The sequence below is a fragment of the Cellulomonas sp. genome, from assembly GCF_965229465.1.
Lineage (GTDB): Bacteria > Actinomycetota > Actinomycetes > Actinomycetales > Cellulomonadaceae > Cellulomonas.
In genome coordinates, this window is sequence record NZ_OZ245882.1 from 3,081,631 (window position 1) to 3,107,327 (window position 25,697).

Consider the following 25,697-nt stretch of genomic DNA (forward strand, 5'->3'; position numbering starts at 1 on the left):
GGTGGCGTGGAGACGGAGGCGGAGCACGACGACACCGACGTCCTCGCCAACCTCCGCCGCCACCCCGACCTCGAGGCCCCAAACCTCCACGCGGTCGACGCGAGCGACCGGCTGATCCTCGACGAGGCCGCAAGAGCGCTGACGAAGGCGGCGGACAAAGTCGTCGTCATCGGCGACCACCACGGCGCCCTGACCCTCGGCGCGATCACCCGGCATAACCTCGAAGGTGTCCGCACGCACCAGGACCGCCTCCTCGGCGAGCGGGCTCTTCAGGCGAATGCACAAAGACTGCGTATTGGCGGCTTCACCCAGCACGGTCTGACGCCAGAGCTCGTCGGCCAAGCGCGGATCGTGCTGCTCCAGCTCCCGCGGTCGCTCGACGCGCTCGACGAGATCGCGGGCCTGATCGCCGAGCACGCGGACCCGGAGGTCCTGGTCGTCGCGGGCGGCCGGGTCAAGCACATGACGATCGGGATGAACGACGTCCTCGGGCGCCACTTCACCGACGTGCAGGCGCGCCTGGCCCGACAGAAGTCTCGCGTGCTGGTGGCGTCACGACCGCGACCGGCCGGCCAGCGCTGGCCCACGACAGAGCAGCACCCCGACCTCGGCATCACGGTGTGCGCCCACGGCGGCGCGTTCGCCGGGACAGGGATCGACATCGGCACACGCGCGCTGCTGCAGCACCTTGACGCTATGCCGCCGGACATCGGCATGGCCGTCGACCTCGGTTGCGGCACCGGGGTGCTGGCCGTCCTGCTGGCGCGGGCGAACGAGGGGCTGACCGTCACCGCGACCGACGAGTCCGCCGCTGCGGTGGCCTCCGCCCGTGCAACGGTCGCCGCGAACGGTGTGGAGGGTCGGATCGTCGTCGTGCGTGCGGACGGAGCGGAGACAGTTCCGGACGCGAGTGTCGACCTTGTCCTGCTCAACCCGCCGTTCCACGTCGGCGCGGCGGTCCACGACGGGGTGGCCCGGACGCTCTTCGCCGAAGCCGCGCGCGTGCTGAAGAGCGGGGGCGAGCTGTGGGCGGTGTGGAACTCGCACCTGCGCTATCGGCCGACGTTGGAGCGCGTCATCGGGCCGACCCGGCAGGTCAGCCGTGACCCGAAGTTCACCGTGACAGTCTCCACGCGGCGCGACTAGTCACCGGGGTCGCCGTCGATCAGCGACGTCAGCACCTCGGCCACGAGCGAGTCCGCCATCGCGGCGATGCGACGACGCTGCGACTTCCGCATCGCGCGGGGCTGGTGCTGGAGGATCTGGAGGGCTCGCTCGACCTGGTCGGCCCGCTGCTTCCAGCCGGCGGCCTGGAGCGCGGCCACGGACTCGGTGGTGGTCGCCTCGGACGCCAGGACCATGTCGGCCTGCTCCCGGACCGACGTCATGGCCCGCGCGATCTTGGCCTCCGGAGTCCGCGCGCGCTGCACGTCGCTGAACTTCGTGCCCAGGTCTGCGAGCCGCTTCTGGAGGTCGGGGTTGTTGGCGACGAACACGCTCAGCTGCGTCGCCGCCTTCTTGGCCAACGGCCACGCGACCGCCAGGGCGACACCGGTGGATTTCTTCTTCGCCATTGCACCGACCCTGCCCCCGCGACTCTCCCTCGGCAACTGCTCGCAGGCGGACGTACGCTCGGCCGAATGATGCGTCCCACTGCCGCAACTGTCGGCGAGCTCCGCGCTTCCGGGCATGTCCACACGTCGGTGCGAGACGAAGTCCGCACCAACCTCCTCGCCGCCCTCAGAGAGGGTCGTGACCCCTGGCCGGGCCTCCACGGCTTCGACGACACCGTGATCCCGCAGCTGGAACGCGCCCTCATCGCCGGCCACGACATCGTCCTGCTCGGCGAGCGCGGACAGGGCAAGACGCGGATCCTGCGCACCCTCCAGGGCCTGCTCGACGAGTGGTCCCCGGTGATCGAGGGGTCGGAGATCGGCGAGCACCCGTTCGAACCGATCACCGCGGCGAGCAAGCGGCGCGCAGCGAGCGAAGGCGACGACCTCCCCGTCACCTGGCGCCACCGCGACGAGCGGTACGTCGAGAAGCTCGCGACGCCGGACACGAGCGTCGCGGACCTCATCGGCGATGTGGACCCGATGAAGGTCGCCGAAGGGCGCACGCTCGGTGACCCGGAGACGATCCACTTCGGACTGGTCCCGCGGGGGCACCGCGGCATCGTCGCCATCAACGAGCTGCCGGACCTCGCCGAGCGCATCCAGGTCGCGATGCTCAACGTGATGGAGGAGCGCGACATCCAGATCCGCGGCTACGTGCTGCGCCTGCCGCTCGACGTGCTGGTGGTGGCCACCGCGAACCCGGAGGACTACACCAACCGCGGGCGGATCATCACGCCGCTGAAGGACCGGTTCGGGGCGGAGATCCGGACGCACTACCCGACCGAGCTGGTCGACGAGGTCGCGGTCATCCGCCAGGAGGCCGTTCTCCACGCGGACGTCCCGGACCACCTCATCGAGATCCTGGCCCGCTTCACCAAGGCGCTGCGGGTGTCGAGTGCGGTCGATCAGCGCAGCGGGGTGAGCGCGCGGTTCGCCATCGCCGGCGCGGAGACCGTGGCCGCCTCGGCCCTGCACCGAGCCGCACGGCAGGGCGAGGAGCATGCGGTCGCCCGGCCCGTCGACCTGGAGACCGCGGTCGACGTGCTCGCGGGGAAGATCGAGTTCGAGTCGGGGGAGGAGGGGCGTGAGAACGAGATCCTCGACCACCTGCTGCGCACCGCGACGGCGGAGACCGTCCGCGCGCACCTCCGAGGCATCGACTTCACGCTCCTCGTCGACGCGATCCAGGGTGGGGCCATGGTGACCACCGGTGAGCAGGTCACGGCCCGCGACGTCCTGACCGGTCTGCCCGCGCTCGGGGAGTCCGAGCTCTACGACGAGATCTGCGAGCGGCTCCACGCCACGAACGACGGCGAGCGGGCGGCCGCGATCGAGCTGGCGCTGGAGGGCCTGTACCTGTCCCGCCGGATCAGCAAGGAGTCCGGAGGCGGCGAGACGATCTATGGCTAGGCCCAACCGCCGCCTCGCGAGGTACACGACCTACAAGGACGGGCCGGACCCGCTCGCGCCGCCGGTCGACCTGGCCGAGGCGCTGGACGCGATCGGCGCGGACGTCATGGCGGGCTCCTCTCCCGAGCGCGCGATGCGGGAGTTCCTGCGACGCGGCGGTCAGGATCGGGCCGGACTGGACGAGCTGGCGCGGCGGGTCGCCGAGCGGCGCAGGGCTCTGACTCGCGAGAACAACCTCGACGGGACGCTGCAGCAGGTCAAGGAGCTGCTCGACCGTGCCGTGCTGGCCGAGCGCAAGCAGCTGGCGCGGGACGTCGACATGGACGAGGGCGACCGTGCCCTGGCGCAACTGCAGCTCGACAACCTCCCGTCGTCGCCCGCGGCCGCTGTCAACGAGCTCACCGGGTACGACTGGCGCAGCAGCGAGGCTCGGGAGGAGTTCGACAAGATCAAGGACCTGCTGGGCCGGGAGGTCCTCGACCAGCGCTTCGCCGGCATGAAGCAGGCACTCGAGAACGCGACCGACGACGACCGGGCCGCGCTGAACGAGATGCTCGCCGACCTCAACGGGCTGCTCGACGCGCGGAAGCAGGGCACGGACACGCAGGAGCAGTTCGACGACTTCATGGCGAAGCACGGCGAGTACTTCCCGGAGGATCCCCAGAACCTCGACGAGCTCCTGGACGCCCTCGCGCAGAGGGCCGCGGCCGCACAGCGGATGCGGAACTCGATGACCCAGGAGCAGCGCGACGAGCTCGACGCGCTCGCGCAGCAGGCGTTCGGCTCGTCGGACCTCATGGACGCGCTGGGGCAGCTCGACGACAGTCTCAGGGCCCTGCGACCCGGCGAGGACTGGGGCAGCTCGGAGCGGATGGACGGCCAGAACGGGCTCGGGCTCGGCGACGGGACCGGCGTGTTCCAGGACCTCGCCGACCTCGACGCGCTCGCGGACCAGCTCGCGCAGTCCTACGAGGGCTCGCAGCTGGACGACCTCGACCTCGAGAAGCTGTCCCGCCAGCTCGGGTCCGACGCGGTGGTCGACGCCCGCACCCTCCAGCGGCTCGAGAAGGCGCTGCGCGACTCGGGCACGATGCGGCGGGGCTCGGACGGGCAGCTCCTGCTGACACCGAAGGCCATGCGCCAGCTGGGCAAGGCGGTGCTCAAGGCGGTCGCCGACTCGGTGTCCGGCCGCCAGGGCGGCCACGACGTCCGCCGCTCCGGTTCCGCCGGTGAGCCGTCGGGATCCACCCGCCAGTGGGAGTTCGGCGACACCGAGCCGTGGGACGTGAGCCGCACGATCACCAACGCGCTGGCCCGCGGGTCGCGGACCATCCAGGTCGACGACGTCGAGATCCAGGAGACCGAGGCGCGCACCCAGGCGTGCGTCGCGCTGCTCGTCGACACCTCGTTCTCGATGGCCATGGAAGGGCGCTGGGTGCCGATGAAGCGCACCGCGCTGGCGCTGCACACCCTGGTCACCACCCGGTTCCGCGGGGACAACCTGCAGCTCATCGGCTTCGGACGCAGTGCGTCGGTCATGCAGATCGAGGAGCTCGTCGGGCTGGACGAGAAGTGGGAGAAGGGCACCAACCTGCACCACGCCCTTCTTCTGGCCAACCGGCACTTCCGCAAGCACCCGAACGCCCAGCCCGTGCTCCTCATCGTCACCGACGGCGAGCCGACGTCCCACCTGGAGCCCGACGGCGAGGTCTTCTTCGACTACCCGCCGAACCCGGTCACGATCGCCCTTGCGGTGCGCGAGCTCGACGGCTCGATGCGCCTGGGTGCGCGCACGACGTTCTTCCGGCTCGGCGACGACCCGGGCCTCGCGCGGTTCGTCGACGCGATGGCCAAGCGCGCGGGCGGCACCGTCGTCACGCCCGAGACCGACGACCTGGGCGCCGCGGTGATCGACTCGTACCTCAGCTCGCGCCGCAACGGCGCGTTCGGCGGGTGGGGTCGCGACGACGAGTGGTGACGGCCGCTCGGAGCCTCAGTGCTCGCCCTTGATCACGAAGAAGGAGCCACGGATCGTGCCGGCCAGCTTCGACTTCTGGCGCGCGAACTTGAAGCGTGACGCGAGCTCGTCGGGGATCTCCATGCCGTCGGACAGCTTGAACCCGACCGCGCGCTTCTTCCCGTCCTCGAGGCCGTACATCACGTTGATGGACAGGCCCGACTCGTAGAACACGTAGGCCATCCGGGTGCCGTCGACCACGAACGACGTCGCCTCGAGGGGGCGGGCCGCGATCACGAGGTCGCGCTCGTCCTCGAGGATCCCGTGCACCCAGTCCACCGTCTCGGTCGCCTCGCTGGCGGGATCGACAGTGAACTCGTGGTCGTACTTGTTCCTGAAGTAGCGCGCCTCGTTGGCCCGCAGGCCGGCGAGAGCGTCAGCCACCGGCGAGGACTCCAGCCCGACGGTGGACACGGTCGTGAAGTCGACGACGTAGGACATGGCACCGGAGACTACCCGGCGGCGACCGGCGCCACTCGGACCCGTGAAAGGTCTGATCAGCGCCCTGGCACCGATTCCGGAGTGGTCGGGCGGATTCACCGATATCGTTATCGAACTCGCCGCCGTGGAGGAGAAGACGATGTCGTCCGACCAGCTCACGTTCGACAACCCCGTCGAGCGGCACTCGCACATCAAGCCGCACGCCTCGTGGCAGCCGGTGCCGGGCCTCGACGCGGAGCTCGACCCCAAGGCCGATCACGGCGAGACCAGCTACCGCGGCACCGGACGTCTGCCGGGCCGGAAGGCGCTCATCACCGGCGGTGACTCGGGCATCGGCGCGGCGGTCGCCATCGCGTTCGCGCGCGAGGGAGCGGACGTGGCGCTCAGCTACCTGCCCGAGGAGCAGGTGGATGCGGAGGCCATCGCGGAGCACGTGCGTGCGGCAGGGCGGACGGCAGTCCTGCTTCCCGGTGACATCCGGGACCGCGCGTTCTGCCGCTCGCTGGTCGCCGACGCGGTCGAGGGGCTCGGTGGGCTCGACATCCTGGTGAACAACGCGGCGCACCAGGTGTACCACCAGACGTTCGACGAGCTGGACGAGGCCGACCTGGACCGCACCATCCAGACGAACCTGTACGCGATGTTCTGGATCACCCGCGACGCTCTGCCGCACCTCGGCCCGGGCTCGACCATCATCAACAGCACCTCGATCCAGGGGTACAACCCCTCGCCGATGATCATCAACTACGCGTCCACCAAGTTCGCGATCATCGGTTTCACCAAGGCGCTGGCCGCCGACCTGGCGCCCCGCGGAATCCGGGTGAACGCCGTCGCACCCGGGCCGGTATGGACGCCCCTGCAGGTGTCGGACGGGCAGCCGACGGAGAAGCTGAACGGCTTCGGGGACTCGTGCTGGCTCGGCCGGACGAGCCAGCCCGTCGAGCAGGCGCCGGCGTACGTGTTCCTCGCGTCGCCGGAGTCCAGCTTCGTGGTCGGCGAGGTCATCAACGTCAACGGCGGGGCGAACGTGCCCTGACGGCGCTCAGAAGAACGGCCACGGGAACGCCGGCATCTGGCCGCGCGGGCCGGGGAACGTGGCCCTCCGGAGCAACCGGTCGCACCGCGTGGCCAGGGCCGCCAGCTCGTCGTCGCTGAGGAGCTCGGACAGCCGCTGACCGAGGTCGCCGCCGAGTGCCGTGCGCACGCGCTCGACGCCCGCGATCTCGTCGGGGTCGAGTCCGTCGCCCTGCCAGCCCCACAGGACCGTCCGCAGCTTGTGCTCGACGTGGAAGCTGACGCCGTGGTCGACGCCGTAGCGGTGGCCCTGCTGCGTCGGCAGGATGTGGCCGCCCTTGCGGTCGGCGTTGTTCACGACGACGTCGAAGACGGCCATCCGGCGCAGCGCGGGGGAGTCCTCGTGGATCAGGGTGAGCGGCTGGTCGTCGTCGTCGATGCCCTCGAAGACCGCGCGCCAGCCCTCCGGCGGCACGGCGTGCGCGGGGACGACGTCGACCGGGTCCTGCTCGGGGTCCGGCTCCTGCCAGAGCTGCACCATCCCAGGCCCCAGCGGGCCGTCGCGCAGGCAGGTGACCGGCACGACGTCCCAGCCGAATGCCTCCGAGACCAAATAGGCCGCCAGCTCGCGGTTGGCCAGCGTCCCGTCCGGGAAGTCCCATAGCGGCTTCTCCCCGGCGACGGGCTTGTAGACGACGCGGGCGTCCCCGATCGTCGCGAGGAAGGTCGCGTTCGACGCGACCGTGATGCGACCGACGAGCTCGAGCTCACCCCCGGGGAGGTCGGTCAGCACACGTGGCCGTCGTCGATCGGCGCGCCGCAGAGCGGGCACAGCGGCCTGCCCGACCGGACGACCTGCCGGGTGCGCTCGACGAACGCCCGCGCGGTCCCGACCGGCATCCGGACCAGGAGCATCTCGCTCGCGTCCTCCGGCTCGGGGGCCTCCTCCTCGGTGTCCTCCAGGGGGAACGCCTCGACGATCACCTGCGCGGTCGACGGGTCCCAGCCCAGCCGCAGCAGCCCCGTGCGGAACTGCTCCTCCACGGGCTGGTCCAGGGGCTCGTTGTCGACGAGCTCGGCGGGCGTGGCCGCGGGGACGCTGAACCGGTTCCCCTCGTCGGCCATGAGCGCGTCCAGGATCTCGTCGATCTTCTCGGCGAGCACCGCGGACTGCTCCTTCTCGAGCCCCACGCTGGTGCTCCGGGCGCCGTCGCGCACCTGGAGGTAGAAGCTGCGCGATCCTGGGCTTCCGACGGTGCCGACGATGACACGGTCGGGCCAGTCGAACTGGTGAACAAGAGCCGCCATGCCGCCCATGTTAAGAGTGCGGAGCCGATTCCGGCCCGGCGCCGCCGCCGACCTGCGCCTCGCCGACCGGACCCGCGGCCCTCAGCCACGAGAGGTCGCCGGAGTCCGTGTTGGTGGCGACCACCTCCGGGCGGGTCGTCCCGTACCGGATGATCGAGACGGACCCGGGGTTGACGGTGATGCGCTGGAACAGGTCGAGACCCATGCCCAGCGCGTCCGCCAGGACGGACTTGATGATGTCGCCGTGCGTGACCGCCACCCACACCGCGCCGACGCCGTGCTCCGCCTCCACCGCGGCGTCGCGGGTGCGGATCGCCGCCACCGACCGTGCCTGCATGGCAGCCAGCGACTCGCCGCCCGGGAACACCGCCGCCGACGGCTGCGTCTGCACCACCGACCACAGCGGTTCCCGCGCGAGGTCCTTGAGCGGTCGCCCCTGCCACTGCCCGTAGTCGCACTCGACGATGCCCGGCTCGAGCTCCGGCCGCAGCGCGTGGGGCTCCGCAATGGTCCGCGCCGTCTGCCGGCAGCGCGCCAGCGGGCTCGAGACCACCGCGACCAGGGGTACGACGGCGAGCCGCTGCGCCGCGCGCTCGGCCTGGCTGCGCCCGACCGCGTCGAGATCGACCCCGGGGGCCCGCCCGGTCAGGATCCCGGCGACGTTCGCGGTGCTGCGGCCGTGCCGGACGAGGATGACGGTGGGCATGCCCTGGAGCCTAAGCAGAAACCTACCGGTCCTCCTCCGAGGGCGTCCCGGCCGGTCCGGGTTCGGGCGTCGCCGCGTGCAGCGGTGTCTCGTCGCCCGGCCACTCGAGCACCGGCGGGTACGGGACGTCCTTTCCGTGGCTGGGCACCAGCTCCTCGACCTCGCGACGATGCTGCTCGATCGCCTTGGCGACCTCGTCGACGAGCCCGCGGAACGAGTCGAGGCTCACGCGCCCGCTGTCGTCGGCGCCCAGGCGCTCGCGCGTCCGCTCGTCCAGCGCGTCCTCGGCCACGATCACCGCGTCACCGTCCTCGACCGGGAAGACGCTCGCCTCGACCGGCGCGTACGTGTCGTCCGGGAGGTCCGGACCCGCGTCGCGGGCCAGCAGGAGGAGCACCGGGACCTCCGGATCCATCGGCACCACCCAGGACTCCTCGTCCTTGCCCGTCCGGTCGGGCGCGGACAGCACGCGCACGACGAGGCGGCGCGGGGGGCGGCCGAGCAGGACGTCGTCGACGTCGACGTCGAAGAGCGCGACGGACCGGCGCTCGTCGAACCCGTCAGCGGCGCGGACCTCCCGCAGGCCTCGGACGCGGCCGAGCACCACGAGGTGCGCGCCGACGATGCGCTCGACGAGCGTCGGTGCCTGCCCCAGGCGTGTGGTCATGCGCGTCTCCCTCGCGATCGGCTACTCGTGGGCGTACCAGAGCACGGTCTCGCCGAGCTCGGGGGAGCTCGCCAGGGCGGGCGCGACGTGGCTGGCGTCGGCGAGCAGCCACACCCGGCCGCTCCACGCGGCGGCGCCCGGGGTGAGCACCGCGACGCCGAGCGTGGTGTTGAAGTTCTGCTCGCGCCACGCGAGGACGAACGTGTCGCGGGCGATGTCGTACGCCAACGCCGGCTGGATGCGGGTCCGCTCGCCCGTGAACACCGGGGCCGAGGCCTGGAGCTGCTGCCCGACGACCGCAGCCGGGACGGTGACGATCTCGTTGAGGTTGGCCGTGCCGGCCGTGTTGGCGAACGCGAGCGCGACCATCAGGCGGTTGTTGTCGGACGCGGCGACCGAGACGCCGGAGAGGGCCTTGAGGGTCGGGTGCAGCACGGTCGGCGCGCTCCACGTGGCGCCGTCGTTGAACGAGGTGCTCGCGCGTACCTGGCCCGTGGCAGCGTCGTTGCTGCGGTCGAAGTCCGCCCAGACGAGCACCCAGCACGACTGACCGGCGACGCGGGTCCACGCGAGGCCCGGGGTTCCTGCGGTGCGCGCACCCGCCGGCAGACCGGCCGCGAACCAGGAGCGCCCGTGGTTCCTCGACGCGGACAGGCGCAGGGCGCCCGAGTCGTCGTTCGTCACGCGCGCCCAGAGGACAGTCCCGCGGTCGTCGGACGCGTAGGCGGGCCCGTGCACCGTCCGCTCGCCGCCGAAGTAGTACCAGAGGCGGGTGAGGAACTTCTCGCCGTCGTTGCGCAGCCAGGTGGGGATCCGGTTGGAGTGCGTCCAGCCGAGCACGTACAGACCTGAGCCGCGGAAGGCCGCGACGCCGGGGCTCTGGTTGGTGCGCGTGTGCCAGTGCGGGTGCGAGGTCAGCTCGTTCGGGACGCCCACCCAGGTGGCCGCACCGTCGGACGACCGCAGCTGCCGCAGCCGGTTCTGCTGGTAGTCGGGGTACAGCGCCTTCAGCGGAGCGACGTCCCCCTCGAACGGCCCGTACCGGTACGGGTAGCCGTAGTAGGGGTACATGGCGTCGTTGCCGGACGCGCTGTGGTCCAGACCCAGCGCGTGCCCGAGCTCGTGGAGTGCGACCGCCTGCATGTCGATCTGCCCCGGCATCGCGTTCCACGGCACGAAGTTCCACGGCGAGCCGTTCACGCCGGACCGGCGGTGGAACTCGATGAAGATCGAGTTCCACCCACCGAGGGTGGTCGCGATGTTCGGCGCGCCACCGCCGTGCCACGGGGTCATGAGGATCAGCAGGTCGCCCTGGTTCGTGGGCGGAAGCTGGGTGGTGTACCCGAAGAACTGGGGGCGCACGTCGACGCCCGCCACGTTCATCCACCGGGTGTACGCGTTGATGACCGCGTCGGTGAAGGGGCCCTGCCACGCCGGGTTGATGCCCTGCGCGACGAAGGTGTCCCAGTTGATGAGGACGCGTGGGCGGCTGCCCACCGGATACCACGCAGGCACGGTTCCCCCCGATCTCGCGCCGAGCAGGTCCTCTCTCGATCCTGGACCTGCCCTCACACGGCGTCAACAGAGTCGGGCTGGTGCACGCCGTGCCGGGTCAGCGGGGCTCGCGCAGGCCGCTGGCGCGACGCACCGGGCGCTCGACCGCCGCGCGGACGGCCGCCTCGGTGCCGATCACCCGCACGTGCTCGCGAGCGCGGGTCACCGCCGTGTAGAGCAGCTCGCGGGTGAGCAGGGGGGAGGGGACCGGCGGGAGCACGAGGGTCACGCGGGCGAACTGGCTGCCCTGGCCCCGGTGGACCGTCATGGCGTGGACCGGCTGGACGGCGGGCAGCCGGTACGGGCGGACGAGGTGCGGGTCGTCGGGTTCGCCGAACGCGACCGCGACGCCGCCGAGCCCGTCGGCCACCACCACCCCGGTGTCCCCGTTGTAGAGCCCGCTGGCGCGGTCGTTCTCGGTGACCAGGAGCGGACGGCCGAGCGGCCACGGGCCGCTGCCGGCGCCGACCCACGCCTCCACGGCGGCTGCCCAGTGCGCGACGCCGAACGGGCCCTCGCGGTGGGCGAGCAGGAGGCGGTGGGTGCCCAGCGCGCGGAGCGCAGCGGGGGCGTCGCCGGCACGGGCCGCCTCGACGAGCGCGCGGCTGCTGGCCTCGACGTCCTCCCGCAGCCCGGCGACGTCACGCGGCGACAGCCTGTCGTCGGCCGGTTCCACCAGCGACAGGTGCGCGTCGCCGGAGCGCAGCACCGCCAGGGCCGTGTCGGCGTCGCCGAGCCGGATCGCCTCGGCGAGGGCGGCGAGCGAGGGGCCGTACCGATGCGTCCGCGTGAGGCGGACGACGTCACGGGGGAAGGCCGCGACGAGGTCGCCGAGGACGGCGCCGGCCTCGACGCTCACCAGCTGGTCGGGGTCGCCGACGAGCACCAGGCGAGCCGTGGGGCGCAGCGCCTCGACCAGCCGGGCCATCAGAGACAACGACACCATCGACGACTCGTCGACCACGACGACGTCGTGCGGCAGCCGGCGCAGGCGGTCGTGCCGGAAGCGGGTCGACGTGCCCGGACGCCAGCCGAGCAGGCGGTGCACCGTCATGGCGTGCAGGGAGCCGACGGCGGCGACGTCGGCCGCGCCGAGCAGGGCGACCTCCGCGTTGACGGACTCCTGGAGCCGGGCGGCAGCCTTGCCGGTGGGGGCCGCCAGCGCGACCCGCAGCCCCGGGCCGGCGGCGGACTGGAGGGCGGCGACCAGGCGCGCGACCGTCGTCGTCTTTCCGGTGCCGGGTCCGCCCGTGAGCACGGTCAGGTGCGAGGTGGCCGCCGTGCGGAGCGCGAGGCGCTGGGCGTCGTCGCCGGCCGACGGGTAGAGGCGGTCGACGGCCGACGCCAGGGCGTCCGGGTCGACGGTTGCCGGACGGGCGAGGCGGTCGTGCACGGCCGCGCGGACCGTCTGCTCGTCACGCCAGTAGCGGTCGAGGTAGACGCGCCCGTCCACCCAGCGCAGCGGGCGGTCGGCGGGGCCGTGCGGGCCGTCCGCGACGAGCGGGCTGCGGCGGACGGCCTCGTGCCAGTCGGCGGGTGCGTCTGCGACGTCGTCGAGAACGACGCACACCGACCCGCTGCGCAGCGCCTGCACGGCGAGCGCGGCGGCGAGCAGGACGCGCTCGTCGTCCTCCCCGCCGATCGTGCCGAGGCGGCGGGCGACGTGCACGTCGGCGGCCGTCAGGTCGGGCGCCGCGAGCAGACCGGTCGCGCGCCACGGTCTGCTGGCGGCGTACGGGTCGTCGAGGCTCGTCATGAGCCGGCCAGGAGGTCGGAGAGCGCGACGACGAGCGCGGCCGGCGGGCGCCACGACACGACACCGAACGGGACACCGTCGACCGACGGGGTGGCCGGGCCGGCCATGCCGCGCAGGAACAGGTACAGGCCACCGCCCAGGTGCTCGGCCGGGTCGTAGAGCGGCAGGCGCCAGCGCAGGTAGCGGTGCAGCGCTGCCGAGTACAGCAGCAGCTGGAGCGGGTAGTGGGCGTCGATCATCGCGGCGAGCGTCGAGGCCGGCCGGTAGTGCCAGAGCGAGAGCGGCTCGTCGAACGCGCCGAGACGGTTCGTCTTGTAGTCGACGACGAGGTAGCGGTGGCCGCCCGGCGCGTCCGCCGGCACGCGCAGCACCGCGTCGATGGACCCGGTGAGGTAGCCGCGCAGCCGGGCGGCGGACAGCGACCGGTCGTCGAGGCGGTCGGCGTAGGTGGCGAACGGGTCGTCGGCGGGCAGGTGGGTGCGCAGCAGGCCGGCGACGTCCCGCAGGGTGCCGGCATCCCACCCGCGGCCGAGGTCTCCACCGGCGAGCGGCAGCTCGAACTCGAGCTCGGCCAGGCGGTCCCGCGGGCCTATCGCGGCGAGGGACAGTCCGCCCGCCAGGGGACCGAGCCGGGTGTGCAGCGACGGGAGCATCGCCGAGGCGACAGCGGCAGGAGCGACGGCCAGGAGCGTGCCGGTCCCGGCCTCGGCGCAGCGGGCCGCGAGCTCGGCGGCCAGGTCCGGCGCGCCGGTGTCCACGAGCTCCAGCACGCGGTGGGCGAACGTGCCGAACGTGGTGCCGGACGGCAGGTCGGCCATCGGGGAGGGGATGTCCCTGGCGCCGGCGTGGTCGTCTCCCGCCAGCGCGATCACGTCCGGCTCGTCCTGCACCCCGGGCGCCTCCGGCTCCGACCCGACGCGTTCGCGCCCGGCCGCAGGCTCGTGGGCGGCTGCGGTGAGCGCCGAGTAGGACGTCCGACGCCACGCCACGTCCGGTCGTCGTCCCAGCGTCGCGGCGCCGAGGTCGGCGGCCGGGGAGGCCGGTGGCGCCCACGGCCGGGCGGCGGTCGCCGACGTGACGACCTCGAGCTCGAGGGCGCCCGTGCCTCGCCCGGCGAGCGTCCGCAGCGTGTCCGTCGTCCGGGCGTCGGTGGTCGTCCGCACCAGCTCCGCCGGGTTGCCGTCTGCGTCGCGGGCGCCGAGGAGGAGGCGGGTGAGCGCGCCCCGCACCGAGATCGCGGACGGTGCCCACCAGACCACGACCTGGCTGGTGGCACGAGTGAGAGCGACGTACGCGAGGCGGAGGCCCTCCCCGTCGTCGGCGGCTGCGCCCGCCGCGCGCGCCTCGTCGTACCCCGGGCTGCCCTTGCCGCCGACGTGCAGCCGGCGGACGTCGTCGCGGTCGTACCCGATCGTCGCCGGCGTGGGCGGCGTGTACTTGTCCCAGAGGAACGGCACCAGCACGACGGGGAACTGAAGACCCTTGCTCGCGTGCACGGTGATGACCTGCACGGCGGCGGCGTCGGTCTCCAGCCGACGGCTGCGCTCCTCGGTGTAGTCCCGACCGGCCTCGTCCACCCGGGCGCGCAGCCACTCGAGGAGGGCCGCCGCGCCGAGCCCGTCGTCCGTCGCGGCGGCGTGCAGCGCCTCGCCGACGTGCCGGACGTCAGTGAGCCGGCGCTCGCCGTCCGGAAGGCGGACCAGCCGCTCCCGCAGGCCGGCGGTGGCAGTGGCCTCGAGCAGGGAGGCGACGCCGTGGTCGTCGAGCACGCGCGACCACGACCGCAGCAGGTCGGCCAGCTGGTCGCGGCGCTCGTCGGAGGCCTCCGCGAGCTCGGTCGTGGTCCAGCCGACGAACGGCGTGAGGGCGGCCGCCGAGACGAAGCCGCTGACGCCGGGGCGTGCGAGGGCCGAGAGCAGGGTGAGCCAGTCGCGGGCCGACGCCGTGCCGAACACGCTGGTCAGCATCGAGATGACGGCCGGCACGCCGACAGCCGCGAGCGCGCGCTGCACGGCGACGGCGTCACGGTTGACGCGCGTGAGAACCGCGAGGTCGCCGGGCTCGGCGGGCCGCCAGCTGCCGTCGTCCTCCACCTGCTCCTCGGCCAGCGTGCGCAGCACCTGAGCCGCGACGTCGGCGTAGACGAAGTCGCGGACCGCCCCGACGGGCGGGGTGGTGGCGTCGTCCGGTGCGTGCAGGGCGGTGCGCGTCACCTGCCGGAGGCGGACCGCGGGACCGCCTCGCAGCCGCCGGCCGGTCCGTGCGGGCTCGATCGCGTGGACGACGATGCGCGGATCACCCAGCGCGGTGCCGGACAGGATCGGTGCGAGACCGTCGAGCACGGCGGGGTCCGCGCGCCAGTTGCGGTGCAGGGTCTGCGTCGACGCGACCGCGCGGGCGCGCAGGTAGGTGGCGACGTCGGCGCCCCGGAACCGGTAGATGGCCTGCTTCGGGTCCCCGATCAGCACCAGGGTGCGGTGCCCGTGGAACGCGGTCCGCAGGATGTCCCACTGGACGGGGTCGGTGTCCTGGAACTCGTCGACCATGACGATGCGGTACCGCGCGCGCACCCGGTCCGCGGCAGCCTCTCCCGTCTCCGGGTCGGTCAGCGCGTCGCGCAGCAGCACCAGCAGGTCGTCGTAGTCGAGCACCCTCCCCGCACGCTTGCGGCGGACCAGCTCGCGGCGGGCGGCGTGCGCGAGGCCGTACGAGTCGCGCGCGCGTCCGTCGGCGTCGGCCGGTTCGAGCGTGGCCGCGGCGTCGCTGACCGCCTCGTGCGCGATCGCGCGGGCGTCCTTCACGGAGAGCGTCGGCGTGCCCGTCGACGCGTACTTGCGCAGGTAGAGGTCGTCGACCACCTCGGCCTCGAGCGACGCGATGTCCGGGACCAGACGCGCGTCGGGCTCGACGTCGCCGAGGGTGCCCAGCGACGTGAGCATCTGCTGGCAGAAGCCGTGCGTGGTGGTGATGGTCGCGGCGTCGAACTCGGCCAGCGCCTCGGTCAGGCGCTGGGCCCGTGCGGCACGGTCGGTGCCGGCGAGCAGGACGATCACCGGGTCGGTCGGATCGATCGTGTCCTGCCGGAGCGCGCGCTCGACGACGACGAGGCGCTCGCGGACGCGCTCGCGCAGCTCGGAGGTGGCCAGCCGGCCGAACGTGACGAGCATGAGCTCGGGGAGACGCGCGACGCCCTCGGCGACGTACCGGACGGCCAGCGACGCGATCGTCGTCGTCTTGCCCGTGCCGGCGCTCGCCTCGAGCACGACCGTGCCCTGCGGGAGCGGGCCGCACACGTCGAACGGGGCGGTCATCCGACCTCCTCGTGCGCGATGAGGTCGGCCCACAGCGCCATGGACAGCGCGCCGAACCGGGTGGACTCGGTGCCTGTGCTCGTCTCGACGAGCAGCCGGTCGAACCTGACCGGGTCGCCGAACGCGAGCAGGTGGTAGGGGTCGACCGACTCGAAGCCGCCGCGTCCGTTCGCCACGTCCTCCGCGGTGCCGAGCTCCTTGCGGGCGCTGGCCAGCGCGTCGGCCTCGTCGCCACCCCCGGTGCGTGGGTGCGCGTACGCCAGGCTCGTCGCGAGGGGGAGCGGGAGCGCTCCGCACATCGCCTCGTCGTGGAGGGCGACGAGCCGCTGGAGGACCTCCAGCGGCTGCGCCGGTGCCGAGAGGCGGGCGACGCGCGACGGTCGGACCTGCCCGCGGCCGATCGTCACCGCCCCGAACGAGCGGTGGGGGAACGCGGCGGCCAGCGCGAGCAGCTGCACCCAGGCGCGCAGGCGGTGCTTGGCCCCGAGCCGGGAGAACACCGTGCGGACCAGGACGTCGCCGCGCACGCCGTTCACCGTGCCGGCGAGCGTGCGTCCGTCGGCGAGCGGGATCGTGACGTCGATGCTCTCGGCCGGCCGCACCAGGTAGGGGTCCGACGCCGCGAGAAGCGGCTCGACCTGCGCGCGAATGGTGTGCAGGGACGCTCCGCCGAGGGTGGCCGGTGGCATGTGCCCCCGCCGCCGCTCGGCCGCCGTCGCGTCGGCGAGGTCGATCCCGTCGAGCGCGGCCTGGAGCAGCCGGTCTCCGACGGCCCACCGCTCCAGGCCGTCGAGCTCGAGCGGCAGGCGGTCGTCGAGCTGCGGCTCGTCACCGGGAAGAGTCGCGCCGAGCCGCCCACGGAAGAACGCGCGAACAGGGTGCTCGAGCGTGGACGCCAGGTCCTCGAGGTCGAGCTCGTCGGTGCTGGGTGGGAGCAGCTGCGGGGCTGGCGTCAGCGCATTGCCTCGACGCCTCGTGAGTGCGGCGGCGAGGTCGAGCACATCGAAGCTGAACGGCTCGGCGCGGCCGAGCACTCCCGGCAGGAAGTTGCGCTCGTCGACGGTCTGGAGCGGGTGGTGGACCACCTGGTCCCGCGCGTTTCCGCCCTCGGGGTAGGCGACGGCGGCATCGAGGGCGTCGAGCAGCTCACCGGCCGGCACAGCGGGCGGCCGGGTGGCGCCGGTGCGCTCGTCGGCGCCCGAGTACACGACCACCAGGTGCTGCTGGGCGCTCGTCACCGCGTCGAGGAACAGCTGGCGGTCCTCCTGCCGGGGATCACGTTCGCCGATCACCGGGTCGCGCGCGAGGATGTCGTCCCCGTCGTGGCCCGACCCGCGGGGGAACGCGCCGTCGTCCATCCCGAGCAGCGCGACCACCCGGTGCGGGACGGCGCGCATCGGCGCCAGCGAGCACACGGTCAGCGCCCCGGTGCGGAAGCCCGACCTGGTCGGGCGCCCGGCCAGGTGCGGCTCGAGCAGCGCGACGACGTCGGCCAGCCGGAGGATGCCGTCGGTGGCCGTCCGGGCTCCCGCGAGCGCGCGTGCCGCCTCGGCCTGCTGCCACCGGTCGGCCGGCGCGACGTCGGTGAGCAGGAGCACTGCTCGGTCCAGCGTGTCGAACCAGTCACCCGCCGGACGCGCTCCGGCGAGGTCGTGCAGGGTGCCGGTGAGCCGGTCCACGAACTCCGCCAGGCGCCCGACCAGGCCGACGTCGGTCGAGCCGACGTCATCGACAGGCAGCACCGTGCCGACGTACCGCTGGTCCTCCTCCGCCATCGCCACCCCGAGCAGCAGCCGGTCCAGCGCGGTCGCCCAGGTGCCCTGGGCGAGCGCTCCCAGCTGGTAGCGCTCGCGCCGCGAGGCGTCCTCGCCCCACCGCACCCCCGACTCCAGAGCCCAGCCTCGGATGCGGTCGAGGCCCTCGTCGTCGAAGCCGAACCTCCGACGCACCGGCGCCTGACCGGCGAGGTCCACCACCGCGGAGGCCCCGACGCGGGAGTCGGCGAGCTCGAGCAGGGTCGCGACCACGGAGAGGACCGGGTTGGCGATCCCTGGTGCACGATCGGCGATGCGGACGCGCAGCGTGCGACCCGGGTGGGTGTGTGGCCCGTCGTCCGCCGGGCCGAAGACGGCCTCGACCAGCGGCGCGAACGCCTCGACGTCGGGGCACATGACGATGACGTCCCGCGGCTCCAGGGTGGCGTCGTCCGCGAGCAGGCCCACGACGACCTCCCGGAGCACCTCCACCTGGCGCGAGCGTCCGTGGCAGGCGTGGACCTGGACGGAGCGGTCGCCGGGGCTCGCACCGTGCCGTGGGCCGTCGGTGCGGTCGTCGGCGATCCGGTCCTGGAGGGCGCCGAGCGCGGTGGTCGGGCGCGGGGCCGAGGCGAGCACGGTCACGTCGGGCGCGAGCCGGAGGACTCGCGTCGCCAGCTCGGTCGCGTCTCCGGACATCGAGGCGAGAAGCGGATGGGTCGCGACCGTGGGCCTCTGGGACCTGCGGGCGGCGGTGCGCGGGTCGGACACGACGCGGCGCCAGAGCTCCAGGGACGGCTGGGGCATCCACAGGTGGACCTCGCGGTTCGCGGCCAGCGCGTCCAGCACCCGCAGGTGCCCGTCGGGCAGCGCCGTCGCCCCGAACACCGAGAGCCGCGCCGGCAGGGCGCTCACCGACGGTTCCGCGACGAGCCGCGCCACCGCGTCGTCGAGCCGCTCCGCGGGAGCCGACCCGGCGACGGCGTCGCGCACCTCCCGCCACACGCGCGCCTGCCACAGCACGTCGTCCGGGAGGTCCGCCCCCAGACCGTCCTGGTCGAGGCCGTGCGCCCAGGCGGCGAGCAGCTCGGGGCGCTGACGGTCGTAGGAGCCGAACAGCCGGGCCACCCGCTGGGCGAGCCGGACGCGGCGGCTGCGGCGGACCTCGTCGCCGTCCGCACCGAGGAACCGGCTCACGGTCCGGAGCCAGTTCGCGCCGAGGTTCGCGTCGATCGCCGCCAGCACGTGCCCGGCCAGGTGCTCGGGACCCCACGGGTCGTCGTCGCCGGTCAGCCCGACCGTGCTCGCCAGCGCCTCGCGAACGAGCCGGCCCGGCGACGGGAAGACCACGTTCGCGCAGACGCCGTCGGCCGTCGTCCCCGGGCCGGTGCCGAGGCGGTGCGAGAGCCGCTGAGCCACCCATCGCTCGACGCCGCGGGTGGGGACGGAGACGACGTCCGGCGTGAACGGGTCGGCGGGAGGTGTGGCCAGGACCTCGGCGAGGGCGTCGACGAGGACATCCGTCCTCTCGGCGACGTGCACGTGCAGGCCCGAGGTGGTCGTCGTCGGTGCGTCGGAGGCCACCTCGCGCACTCTAGCCACGTGGTCGGTCGTCATGCCGGTGTCGCTCGGGCCCCATCCGCCGCTCGCTCGTCGCCGCGCGCCCACGGCGAATCAGGCGCCGCCCGCGGCAGTCACCGACATGGAGCCGACGAGCATGCGGAGCTCGTCCTCGGCACGCTCGGGTGTGGTGTCCCACTCGACGTGGTAGTTCCAGGTCGACCCGTGCTCGAACGCCTGCAGGTCGACGCGGGCTCGGAAGCGCCCGAGCTCGTCCCGGCCGATCTCGGCGGCAGCGACCTCCGCACCCGGGATGTCGAGCCCGTAGTTGTCGAAGTCCGGCACCACCCACCACCCGCCCTCGGGGGGCGGATCGTGCATGAGCGCGGGGCCGCTGACGTAGAGCTCACGCCCTTCCCCGTCGAGGGTGAACTGCCTCCACGCGACCGTCGCCCCGTCGACCGACTCCTCGGCGAGCGACGAACTCCCCGGGAGTGCAAAGGTGAGCGCGCCGATGCCCTGCGGTGCCCAGCCTGGGGGCACCGCTGCGTCGACGTCGAGCCGGGGGAGCGACGCCTGTCCTCCGCGGAGACGGCGTCCGACGGCATGGTCCTCGCTCCATTCGATCTCCCGGACCGCTCCCGTGGCCTCGAGCGAGGAGACGACCAACGAGACGCTCTGGATCAGCTCCCAGGTGGCACCGTCGGCGTCGAGGACGGGTTGACTGAACCGGGCGTGGACGGTCACGGTGACGCCGATGTCGTCCCGGGTCGTGGGCCTCCCTCCGCCCACGACGATGTCGGTGGTCCGCAGGTCGTGCACGCGCAGTCGCGGCCCCTCCGCGGGGTAGGCGGCCGGGCGAAGCCCCCAGGCCTCGCGCCAGTCGTCGAGATCGAACATCCCGACGCGCTCCGGCCGGGAGGCCACTGACGCGCGAAGGTCGTCGGCTCCCCGGTTCAGCAGGGCGCCGAACCGGGATCCGATGCCGGACCAGGCGGCAGGGCTGTCATCCCACTGCGCAGGCGAGTCGATCAGGTCGACGAGAAGCCGGCCGGCCTGGTCGACCGCCGAGGCGACGTACCCCGGGTCCAGCGGTAGGGGTGCGCCTGGCGGGGTCACCAGCCACGACCAGGGGCCCGTCGGGTCGAACTGAAGGATCGGTGCGTCGTCGGGCAGGCAGATGGGGTGGTAGCTGCCGTACCTGTCCGTGGCCGGCGTCGTGCACGGGACGACCCCGAGCATGGGATCGGACGTGGGGATCGCCGCCGAGTCGGTGAGACCCGCTGCGACCAGCGACTCGGAGGTGACGGGCACGGTCGCCGTCGGTGCCGGTACCGGTGCCGTGCTGCTCGACGGTGCGTGCGTGGGCGGCGGGCCGACCGCGCAGGACCCCAGCGTCAGGGCGAGAGCCAGAGCGATGACGAGCGGCGGGACGCGGATCACGGGTGCTCCCGGGTGAGATGTCGATGCGCCGGGACCGGCGCGCGAGCAGCACCGTAGGGACGGCCCGCGCCCGGCGTCGTCCGTCATCCACAGGTCAGGTCAGGGTCACGGCGCCACGGCGGGGCAGGTCTGCCGGTAGGGACCGAGGTCGGCGGCGTAGGTGGCCCACTCGACCTCGGTCAGGTTCCGACCGGCGACCGCGCAGGCGGCCGTGCCCAGGTGGACGGGGTCGAGGTCCCACTCGGCGACGCCCTGGGCGACGTTGACCAGCACGACCTGGCCGTCGGGGCGCAGGTAGCCCGGGTACATGACGGGGGTGCCATACGGCAGCTCGGGGCCGATGGGCACGCTGACCTCGCGATACCGGGGTGAGGAGCTCGGGATGGGCTCGCCGAGCCGGATCCCCGCGTCCGCGTCGTAGACACTCACGCTCTGGTCGTCGGCCGCGGCGATCAGGACGGTGCCGTCGTCGGAGAACTGCAGGTTGGAGATGGCACCGCGTGCACCCGGCAGGTCACGAAGGGTCTGCATCGTCGCGCTGTCGACGAGCGAGACCGAGCCGCGTCGGGCGACGGCGAGCAGGCCGTCATCCCTGAGGGCGACCGCGTCGGCGCCGCTCCGAGCGGGACCGAGGGGCTCGCCCGTGCGGCCGTCGTACATCTGCACGACCGTCGTCGTACCGATGTCCGCGGTCAGAAGGTTGGTCTGAATCTGGTCGCCGTCCTGGAGAGCGATCGCCACCAGCGAGCCGTCCGAGGTCGCGGACATGTCGACGACTCCCTGGTTGCGGCCGTCGATCGGATGCTCGTCCCACTCCTGCGTGGCCCGGTTGCCCACCCACAGCTGCCAGCCGGGCATCGAGACGTACGCGCGGTCGCCCGACGGGGTGGACCAGATCCCCCCGGCGCTGTCGGGCACGAGCAGGCCACCAGGCACCTGCAGGCCGGTCTCCACATCGATCGGGCGCAGTGAACTCAAGCCCTGCACGTAGGCCGTGACGATGCCCCGGAACAGCCACTCCACCCCGAGAACCCGGTCGGGCAACGCCTGCACCTGGGTGTCGGTGCTCGGGTCCCACACCGCGTAGGACGTGAGGTCCGCCGTGCTCTGCGCATCCGCCGGCCGATGCGCCGTCAGGAACAGGTGCCCGTCCGGGTCGTACCCGGCCACGGCGACGGAGCCGCGGGCCAGGAGGCGGGTTACCGGTCCCGACCCGTCGACCATCCAGCGCGTGATCACCGGCGCCCCGGCGCCGAACACCACGAGCTCGCCCTGCGACACCGACAGCTCCCCGACGTCGCCCCGCTGGATGTCGAGCTCGACGCCGTTCTCGGCCCCGGTAAGGAGACTGCGTTCCCGCACGACTCCGAACGGGTCGCCGCAGAGCACGAGCCCGGCCTCGGGAGCCACCGTGGACCACGAGCACGAGGCCCTGCCACCGGCGCCGAGGTCGGCCGTCCACGCGATCGCCCCGGCGGACGGCGCGACGGCCAGCATCGAGGACGGTCCGATCAGGACGACGAGGTCGTCCCCGGCAGCGACGGCATGGTCGTCGACGACGGCGCGCCTGCCCGGGAGGTGCTGGTCGACGGCGGACTGGTTCGGGGCCCCCTGCACCCCGCCCGTGCGGCTCACGAAGGACGGCGCCGGGACGTCGATGGTCCGCAGCGTGGCCAGCGAGGTCGGATCGAGCACCCGGACGACCGGACCGTCCGCCGAGCCCACGACCAGTCGCCCCGAACCGTCGAACGCAGCTGCTGCCTTCCCGGTGCCGCTGGCCGTCGCGAGCACGACGCCGTCCTGGACCCGTCGCGACGTCACGGAGCCGTCGTTGCCCGCGACGGTCACGACCACCTGTCCGTGCGGGTCGATGGCTAGCCCACCCTCGGGGCCGGTCGTCACCGGGCCGAGGAGCCGTGTCCCGGTGGCGATCTCGTCGACGGTCAGGGACCTGCCGGCCTGGATCGCCACCCGGGTGCCGTCGTCGCTGACCTGCACGAGCGGGCGTGGCCCTTGGTCCGACGGCGCGACCGGATCGAAGGTGCGGATGACGGTGTTGTCGTCCGTCTCGACCAGCTGGGGTGTGCGGGCGTCCACGACCACGATCGACGTCGCGGTCCCCGGGACGCTCGAACCCGCGATGCGGGTGGCCCCGGGGATGCGTCGATAGCTCACGAACCCCGGGGAGGCGGTGAAGGTGCTCAGCAGCGCCGAGCGAGCGTGCGCGTCGCCGGGTGCGCGGCGGTAGGCCTCGACGGCCAGCAGGGCCGCCGCGTCGCGGTTGGTCGCCTGCAACGCGATCGACTGGTTGACCAGCACCTGCAGCTCGGCGGCATCCCGCGCCCGGGCAGCGTCCGACCGGCTCACGCCCGCCACCGAGGCAGCCACGATCGCCAGGACAAGAACGGCGACCGCACCCGTCAGGGCCGTCCTCAGCCGACGGTTCTGCCGGGCGTCGCGCGCCGCTCGCAACGCCAGCTGGTCCTCGTCCGCCTCGCGCAGTGCCTGTGCCGCGTCGAGGAAGTCGCTCTCGACCCTGGTCAGGTCGGAGGTGGTCGACGTCCGCCACTCCAGGGCCACCTCCAGGCGCGCGCCCCGGTACAGCTCTCCGTCCGGGCGTCCGAGCGCGTCCCAGCCGTTCGCGGCCGCGCTGAGGTGCCGCAGGATGCGCACGCCGGCCGCGTCCTCGTCGAGCCACGCCCGCAGGCGGGGCCACGCGCGCACCAGCGACTCGTGGGCGATCTCGACCGTGCCGTCGTCGGCGGTCAGGAGGCGCGCCCTGACGAGGTCGCCCATGACGCGATCGCGGCCGCCGTCGAGGCCCAGGGCGCGCATGGACTGGCGACGGTGGATCGCGCCGCCGTCGCCCGTCGGCGTCACGAGGCGCAGCAGCAGGCCGCGACACGTGGCACGGTCCTCCTGCGAGTACCCCTGGTAGACGCGCTCGGCGGTCTGCGCGACGGCGGCCGCGATGCCTCCGGACGCCTCGTAGCCGTCGACGGTCAGGACGGCGCCGTCGCGACGGCGCCAGGTCTCGACGAGGGCGTGGGACAGCAGCGGGAGCGACCCGGCACCGTCGCCTGCCTCGTTGACCAGCAGCTCGACCAGCCCGTGCTCGAGCCGCAGGCCGGCCTGTCGCGCCGGTTCCTCGATGACCTCCCGCAGCTGGTCGTCGGTGAGCGGGCGGACCAGGTGCAGCCCCGTCTCGGTCAGCTGTGCCAGCCGGGGGTCGATGCTCAGCCCGGCGATCTGGTCGGCCCGGACGGTGACGACGACCAGGTGGTCGTCGGTCGCGGCGGCGAGCTCGCGGCAGAACTCGCGGACGACGCCCTTCCGGTACCCGCCGACGAACAGGTCCTCCAGCTGGTCGACCACCAGGACCGAGCCGGTCGGGGAGCCGACGATCGCCTCCCGGAGGGCACCCACCAGGTGCGGTCCCGGCATGACGACCACCGGCGGCACGCCCTGGCAACGGAGCGCCGCGGCCACACCGGCCCGCGCCAGCGAGCTCTTGCCGACTCCCGACGGTCCCGCGATCACGAGCAGCGGATGGGTGCGCAGCCGGGTCACGCAGGCGTCGATCTCGGCGGTCCGACCGTAGAAGCTCTCGCTGTCGTCGACGCCGAAGGCAGCCAGACCCCGGTACGGGCAGTCCTGCCGGCCGGACGGGGCGGGTTCGACCGGGGCGATCCGCGGGTCGTGGTGGAGGATCTGCTGCTCCAGGTCCGTCAGCTGCGCGCCCGGGTCGACACCGAGCTCGGTGACCAGGTGCCGACGGGCGTCCCGCAGGGTGAGCAGGGCGTCGCCCTGTCGTCCGCAGCGGTACTGCGCCAGCGCCAGGATGGCCCACCGACGCTCGCGGAGCGGGTCCTGCTCGAGCAGCTTGCGGGCATCGCTGGCCACCGCACGATGACCGCCGGCGGCCAGCCGCGCGTCGAGGAGGTCCTCCTCGCAGGTGGACCGCAGCTCGGCGAGCCGTGCCACCTCGCTCGCGGCGCCGTCCCAGTCGCGCAGCTCCACGAACGGGTCTCCCCGCCAGAGCGCCAGTGACCGGCTGTACGCGCTCGCGGCACGGTCCGGCTCCCCGGAGGCGGCGAACTCCCGCGCGCGGGCGACCCCCTCGTCGAACGCGTCCACGTCGACGTCCCCGTACGGCAGGTCGAGGCGGTACCCGCCCGGACAGGTGACGACCGCGTCCCTGGGCAAGGCCCTGCGCAGGTGCCCGATCGTGGCCTGCAGCTGCTTCGGCCAGGTGGTCGGCGGGGACCGGCCCCAGCTGGCGTCCGCCAGCTCGTCGAGGCTGACGGCCGCAGGACGGCGCAGCACCAGCGCGCAGAGGGCCGTGCGTGCCCGTGGGCTCAACGATGAATCGCCATCGAGCTCGATCGGCCCCAGCACACGGACGGCCATCTCCGCAGTGTGTTCTCCCGGTCCAGGACGGTCAATGAGCCGCATACCGGGTGCATACCGGCGCAGGGGCGGCCCGATACCGCCCGGCCCGACGGTCGACGCATGAACCGATCACGACGCCCTCACGTCACGACCCTGCTCACGTTCGACTTCGACCCAGAACCGGAGCCGACTCCCTCGGTGACACCGCCACAGCACCGCGCTCGGACGGCCGGCGCCGTCGCTGTCCTCGCGCTCGCGGCGGGCTTCGTCCTGCACGCCCCGGACGGCGGCGCGAGCTCACCGGAACCGCATCCGACCCCGTTCTCGGGCCCCTACTGCGGCCCGGTGATCCCGTGCTCCCCGTCCGGTGAGGTCGCGGCCAGGGAGGCGCGAGAGAGGGACGCGGCTCGACTGGCAGACGAGCGCGCGGCAGGCCCGTGCTCGCCGACCCCGCCGGATCTCAGGCACTGCCTCCTGACTGGCACTCCGTCGACCGGGGCTCCGAGGCCCGACGGTCCGTGCTCGGCAGGTCCGGCGGCGTGCCGGGGGACGCCGTCGTGGAGACCCCTCGGGTCCGACGACGCGACGGGCAGGTAGGGGAGTCCCGTCACCGCGGGAGCCCTTGCCGTCGACCTTGGCGACGGTCCATCGTGACGAGGACACCTGCCGTCCGGCCCGCCCATGGGCCGTCGTGACACTGCGGGAGGTGGCGCTCCCGATGGCTCGCCAGATCCTCGTCGTCGGTCCC

At 73.4% G+C, this 25,697-nt stretch carries 16 protein-coding genes; 4 read left to right on the top strand and 12 right to left on the bottom strand.

Translation table 11 applies throughout. The features are described 5' to 3' along the window. Nucleotides 1–6 precede the first annotated feature (6 nt). On the top strand, nucleotides 7–1,146 hold the full coding sequence (locus ACO06A_RS14665; protein WP_421732963.1) for a methyltransferase: 1,140 nt from the start codon (nucleotides 7–9) through the stop codon (nucleotides 1,144–1,146). Here ACO06A_RS14665 and ACO06A_RS14670 read toward each other — a convergent pair. Then, nucleotides 1,143–1,574, bottom strand: coding sequence for a hypothetical protein (locus ACO06A_RS14670; protein WP_421732964.1), 432 nt, complete (start codon nucleotides 1,572–1,574; stop codon nucleotides 1,143–1,145). The genes ACO06A_RS14665 and ACO06A_RS14670 overlap by 4 nt on opposite strands. Nucleotides 1,575–1,640: 66 nt before the next feature. On the opposite strand from ACO06A_RS14670, the gene ACO06A_RS14675 reads away from it, so the two are divergent. Continuing rightward, the gene (locus ACO06A_RS14675) at nucleotides 1,641–3,026 is read left to right on the top strand and encodes a magnesium chelatase (RefSeq protein ID WP_421732965.1); all 1,386 of its coding nucleotides are present in this window, start codon (nucleotides 1,641–1,643) and stop codon (nucleotides 3,024–3,026) included. Continuing rightward, the gene (locus tag ACO06A_RS14680) at nucleotides 3,019–5,004 is read left to right on the top strand and encodes a vWA domain-containing protein (RefSeq protein ID WP_421732966.1); all 1,986 of its coding nucleotides are present in this window, start codon (nucleotides 3,019–3,021) and stop codon (nucleotides 5,002–5,004) included. Before ACO06A_RS14675 ends, ACO06A_RS14680 begins: the two co-directional genes overlap by 8 nt. A gap of 15 nt (nucleotides 5,005–5,019) precedes the next feature. On the opposite strand, the gene ACO06A_RS14685 is transcribed toward ACO06A_RS14680, so the two are convergent. Continuing rightward, the gene (locus tag ACO06A_RS14685; RefSeq protein WP_421732967.1) at nucleotides 5,020–5,484 is read right to left on the bottom strand and encodes a phage tail protein; all 465 of its coding nucleotides are present in this window, start codon (nucleotides 5,482–5,484) and stop codon (nucleotides 5,020–5,022) included. Nucleotides 5,485–5,623: 139 nt separating this feature from the next. On the opposite strand from ACO06A_RS14685, the gene ACO06A_RS14690 reads away from it, so the two are divergent. Continuing rightward, nucleotides 5,624–6,520, top strand: a complete 897-nt coding sequence (locus tag ACO06A_RS14690) for an SDR family oxidoreductase (protein ID WP_175348407.1) — start codon at nucleotides 5,624–5,626, stop codon at nucleotides 6,518–6,520. 6 nt (nucleotides 6,521–6,526) lie between these two features. Here the strand turns inward: ACO06A_RS14690 and ACO06A_RS14695 are convergent, their stop codons facing one another. The 10 genes from ACO06A_RS14695 to ACO06A_RS14740 all read right to left on the bottom strand — a co-directional run bounded on the left by ACO06A_RS14695 (nucleotide 6,527) and on the right by ACO06A_RS14740 (nucleotide 24,967). Continuing rightward, nucleotides 6,527–7,291 (bottom strand): SCO1664 family protein, encoded by a 765-nt coding sequence (locus ACO06A_RS14695; protein WP_421732968.1) that lies wholly within the window; start codon nucleotides 7,289–7,291, stop codon nucleotides 6,527–6,529. After that, nucleotides 7,285–7,806 (bottom strand): DUF3090 domain-containing protein, encoded by a 522-nt coding sequence (locus tag ACO06A_RS14700; RefSeq protein ID WP_421732969.1) that lies wholly within the window; start codon nucleotides 7,804–7,806, stop codon nucleotides 7,285–7,287. Before ACO06A_RS14700 ends, ACO06A_RS14695 begins: the two co-directional genes overlap by 7 nt. A 10-nt stretch (nucleotides 7,807–7,816) precedes the next feature. Beyond that, nucleotides 7,817–8,512, bottom strand: a complete 696-nt coding sequence (locus ACO06A_RS14705) for an MSMEG_4193 family putative phosphomutase (protein ID WP_421732970.1) — start codon at nucleotides 8,510–8,512, stop codon at nucleotides 7,817–7,819. A 22-nt stretch (nucleotides 8,513–8,534) separates the two neighbouring features. Further along, nucleotides 8,535–9,179: a hypothetical protein gene (locus ACO06A_RS14710; RefSeq protein WP_421732971.1), complete on the bottom strand. Its 645-nt coding sequence runs from the start codon at nucleotides 9,177–9,179 to the stop codon at nucleotides 8,535–8,537. A gap of 21 nt (nucleotides 9,180–9,200) precedes the next feature. Then, nucleotides 9,201–10,694 carry a matrixin family metalloprotease gene (locus tag ACO06A_RS14715; RefSeq protein WP_421732972.1) on the bottom strand — a complete coding sequence of 498 codons (1,494 nt, stop codon included), beginning with the start codon at nucleotides 10,692–10,694 and terminating at the stop codon, nucleotides 9,201–9,203. 97 nt (nucleotides 10,695–10,791) lie between these two features. Further along, complete coding sequence (recD, locus tag ACO06A_RS14720; protein WP_421732973.1) at nucleotides 10,792–12,489, bottom strand: exodeoxyribonuclease V subunit alpha; 1,698 nt, start codon at nucleotides 12,487–12,489, stop codon at nucleotides 10,792–10,794. Beyond that, the gene (locus tag ACO06A_RS14725) at nucleotides 12,486–15,800 is read right to left on the bottom strand and encodes a UvrD-helicase domain-containing protein (protein ID WP_421732974.1); all 3,315 of its coding nucleotides are present in this window, start codon (nucleotides 15,798–15,800) and stop codon (nucleotides 12,486–12,488) included. Before ACO06A_RS14725 ends, recD begins: the two co-directional genes overlap by 4 nt. Continuing rightward, entirely contained in the window at nucleotides 15,797–19,171 is a 3,375-nt protein-coding gene (gene recC / locus ACO06A_RS14730) for an exodeoxyribonuclease V subunit gamma (protein WP_421732975.1), read from the bottom strand. Before recC ends, ACO06A_RS14725 begins: the two co-directional genes overlap by 4 nt. Nucleotides 19,172–19,228: 57 nt before the next feature. Continuing rightward, nucleotides 19,229–20,557, bottom strand: coding sequence for a hypothetical protein (locus ACO06A_RS14735; RefSeq protein WP_421732976.1), 1,329 nt, complete (start codon nucleotides 20,555–20,557; stop codon nucleotides 19,229–19,231). 105 nt (nucleotides 20,558–20,662) lie between these two features. After that, the gene (locus ACO06A_RS14740; protein WP_421732977.1) at nucleotides 20,663–24,967 is read right to left on the bottom strand and encodes a BTAD domain-containing putative transcriptional regulator; all 4,305 of its coding nucleotides are present in this window, start codon (nucleotides 24,965–24,967) and stop codon (nucleotides 20,663–20,665) included. Nucleotides 24,968–25,697 lie beyond the last annotated feature (730 nt).

What these genes read in the sequence shown, in the direction of transcription:
- ACO06A_RS14670 (WP_421732964.1), bottom strand. Translation starts at nt 1,574, where the DNA reads ATGGCGAAGAAGAAATCCACCGGTGTCGCCCTGGCGGTCGCGTGGCCG.
- recC (WP_421732975.1), bottom strand. Translation starts at nt 19,171, where the DNA reads ATGACGACCGACCACGTGGCTAGAGTGCGCGAGGTGGCCTCCGACGCA.
- ACO06A_RS14690 (WP_175348407.1), top strand. Translation starts at nt 5,624, where the DNA reads ATGTCGTCCGACCAGCTCACGTTCGACAACCCCGTCGAGCGGCACTCG.
- ACO06A_RS14675 (WP_421732965.1), top strand. Translation starts at nt 1,641, where the DNA reads ATGATGCGTCCCACTGCCGCAACTGTCGGCGAGCTCCGCGCTTCCGGG.
- ACO06A_RS14710 (WP_421732971.1), bottom strand. Translation starts at nt 9,179, where the DNA reads ATGACCACACGCCTGGGGCAGGCACCGACGCTCGTCGAGCGCATCGTC.
- ACO06A_RS14725 (WP_421732974.1), bottom strand. Translation starts at nt 15,800, where the DNA reads ATGACCGCCCCGTTCGACGTGTGCGGCCCGCTCCCGCAGGGCACGGTC.
- ACO06A_RS14700 (WP_421732969.1), bottom strand. Translation starts at nt 7,806, where the DNA reads ATGGCGGCTCTTGTTCACCAGTTCGACTGGCCCGACCGTGTCATCGTC.
- ACO06A_RS14685 (WP_421732967.1), bottom strand. Translation starts at nt 5,484, where the DNA reads ATGTCCTACGTCGTCGACTTCACGACCGTGTCCACCGTCGGGCTGGAG.
- ACO06A_RS14705 (WP_421732970.1), bottom strand. Translation starts at nt 8,512, where the DNA reads ATGCCCACCGTCATCCTCGTCCGGCACGGCCGCAGCACCGCGAACGTC.
- ACO06A_RS14680 (WP_421732966.1), top strand. Translation starts at nt 3,019, where the DNA reads ATGGCTAGGCCCAACCGCCGCCTCGCGAGGTACACGACCTACAAGGAC.
- ACO06A_RS14740 (WP_421732977.1), bottom strand. Translation starts at nt 24,967, where the DNA reads ATGGCCGTCCGTGTGCTGGGGCCGATCGAGCTCGATGGCGATTCATCG.
- recD (WP_421732973.1), bottom strand. Translation starts at nt 12,489, where the DNA reads ATGACGAGCCTCGACGACCCGTACGCCGCCAGCAGACCGTGGCGCGCG.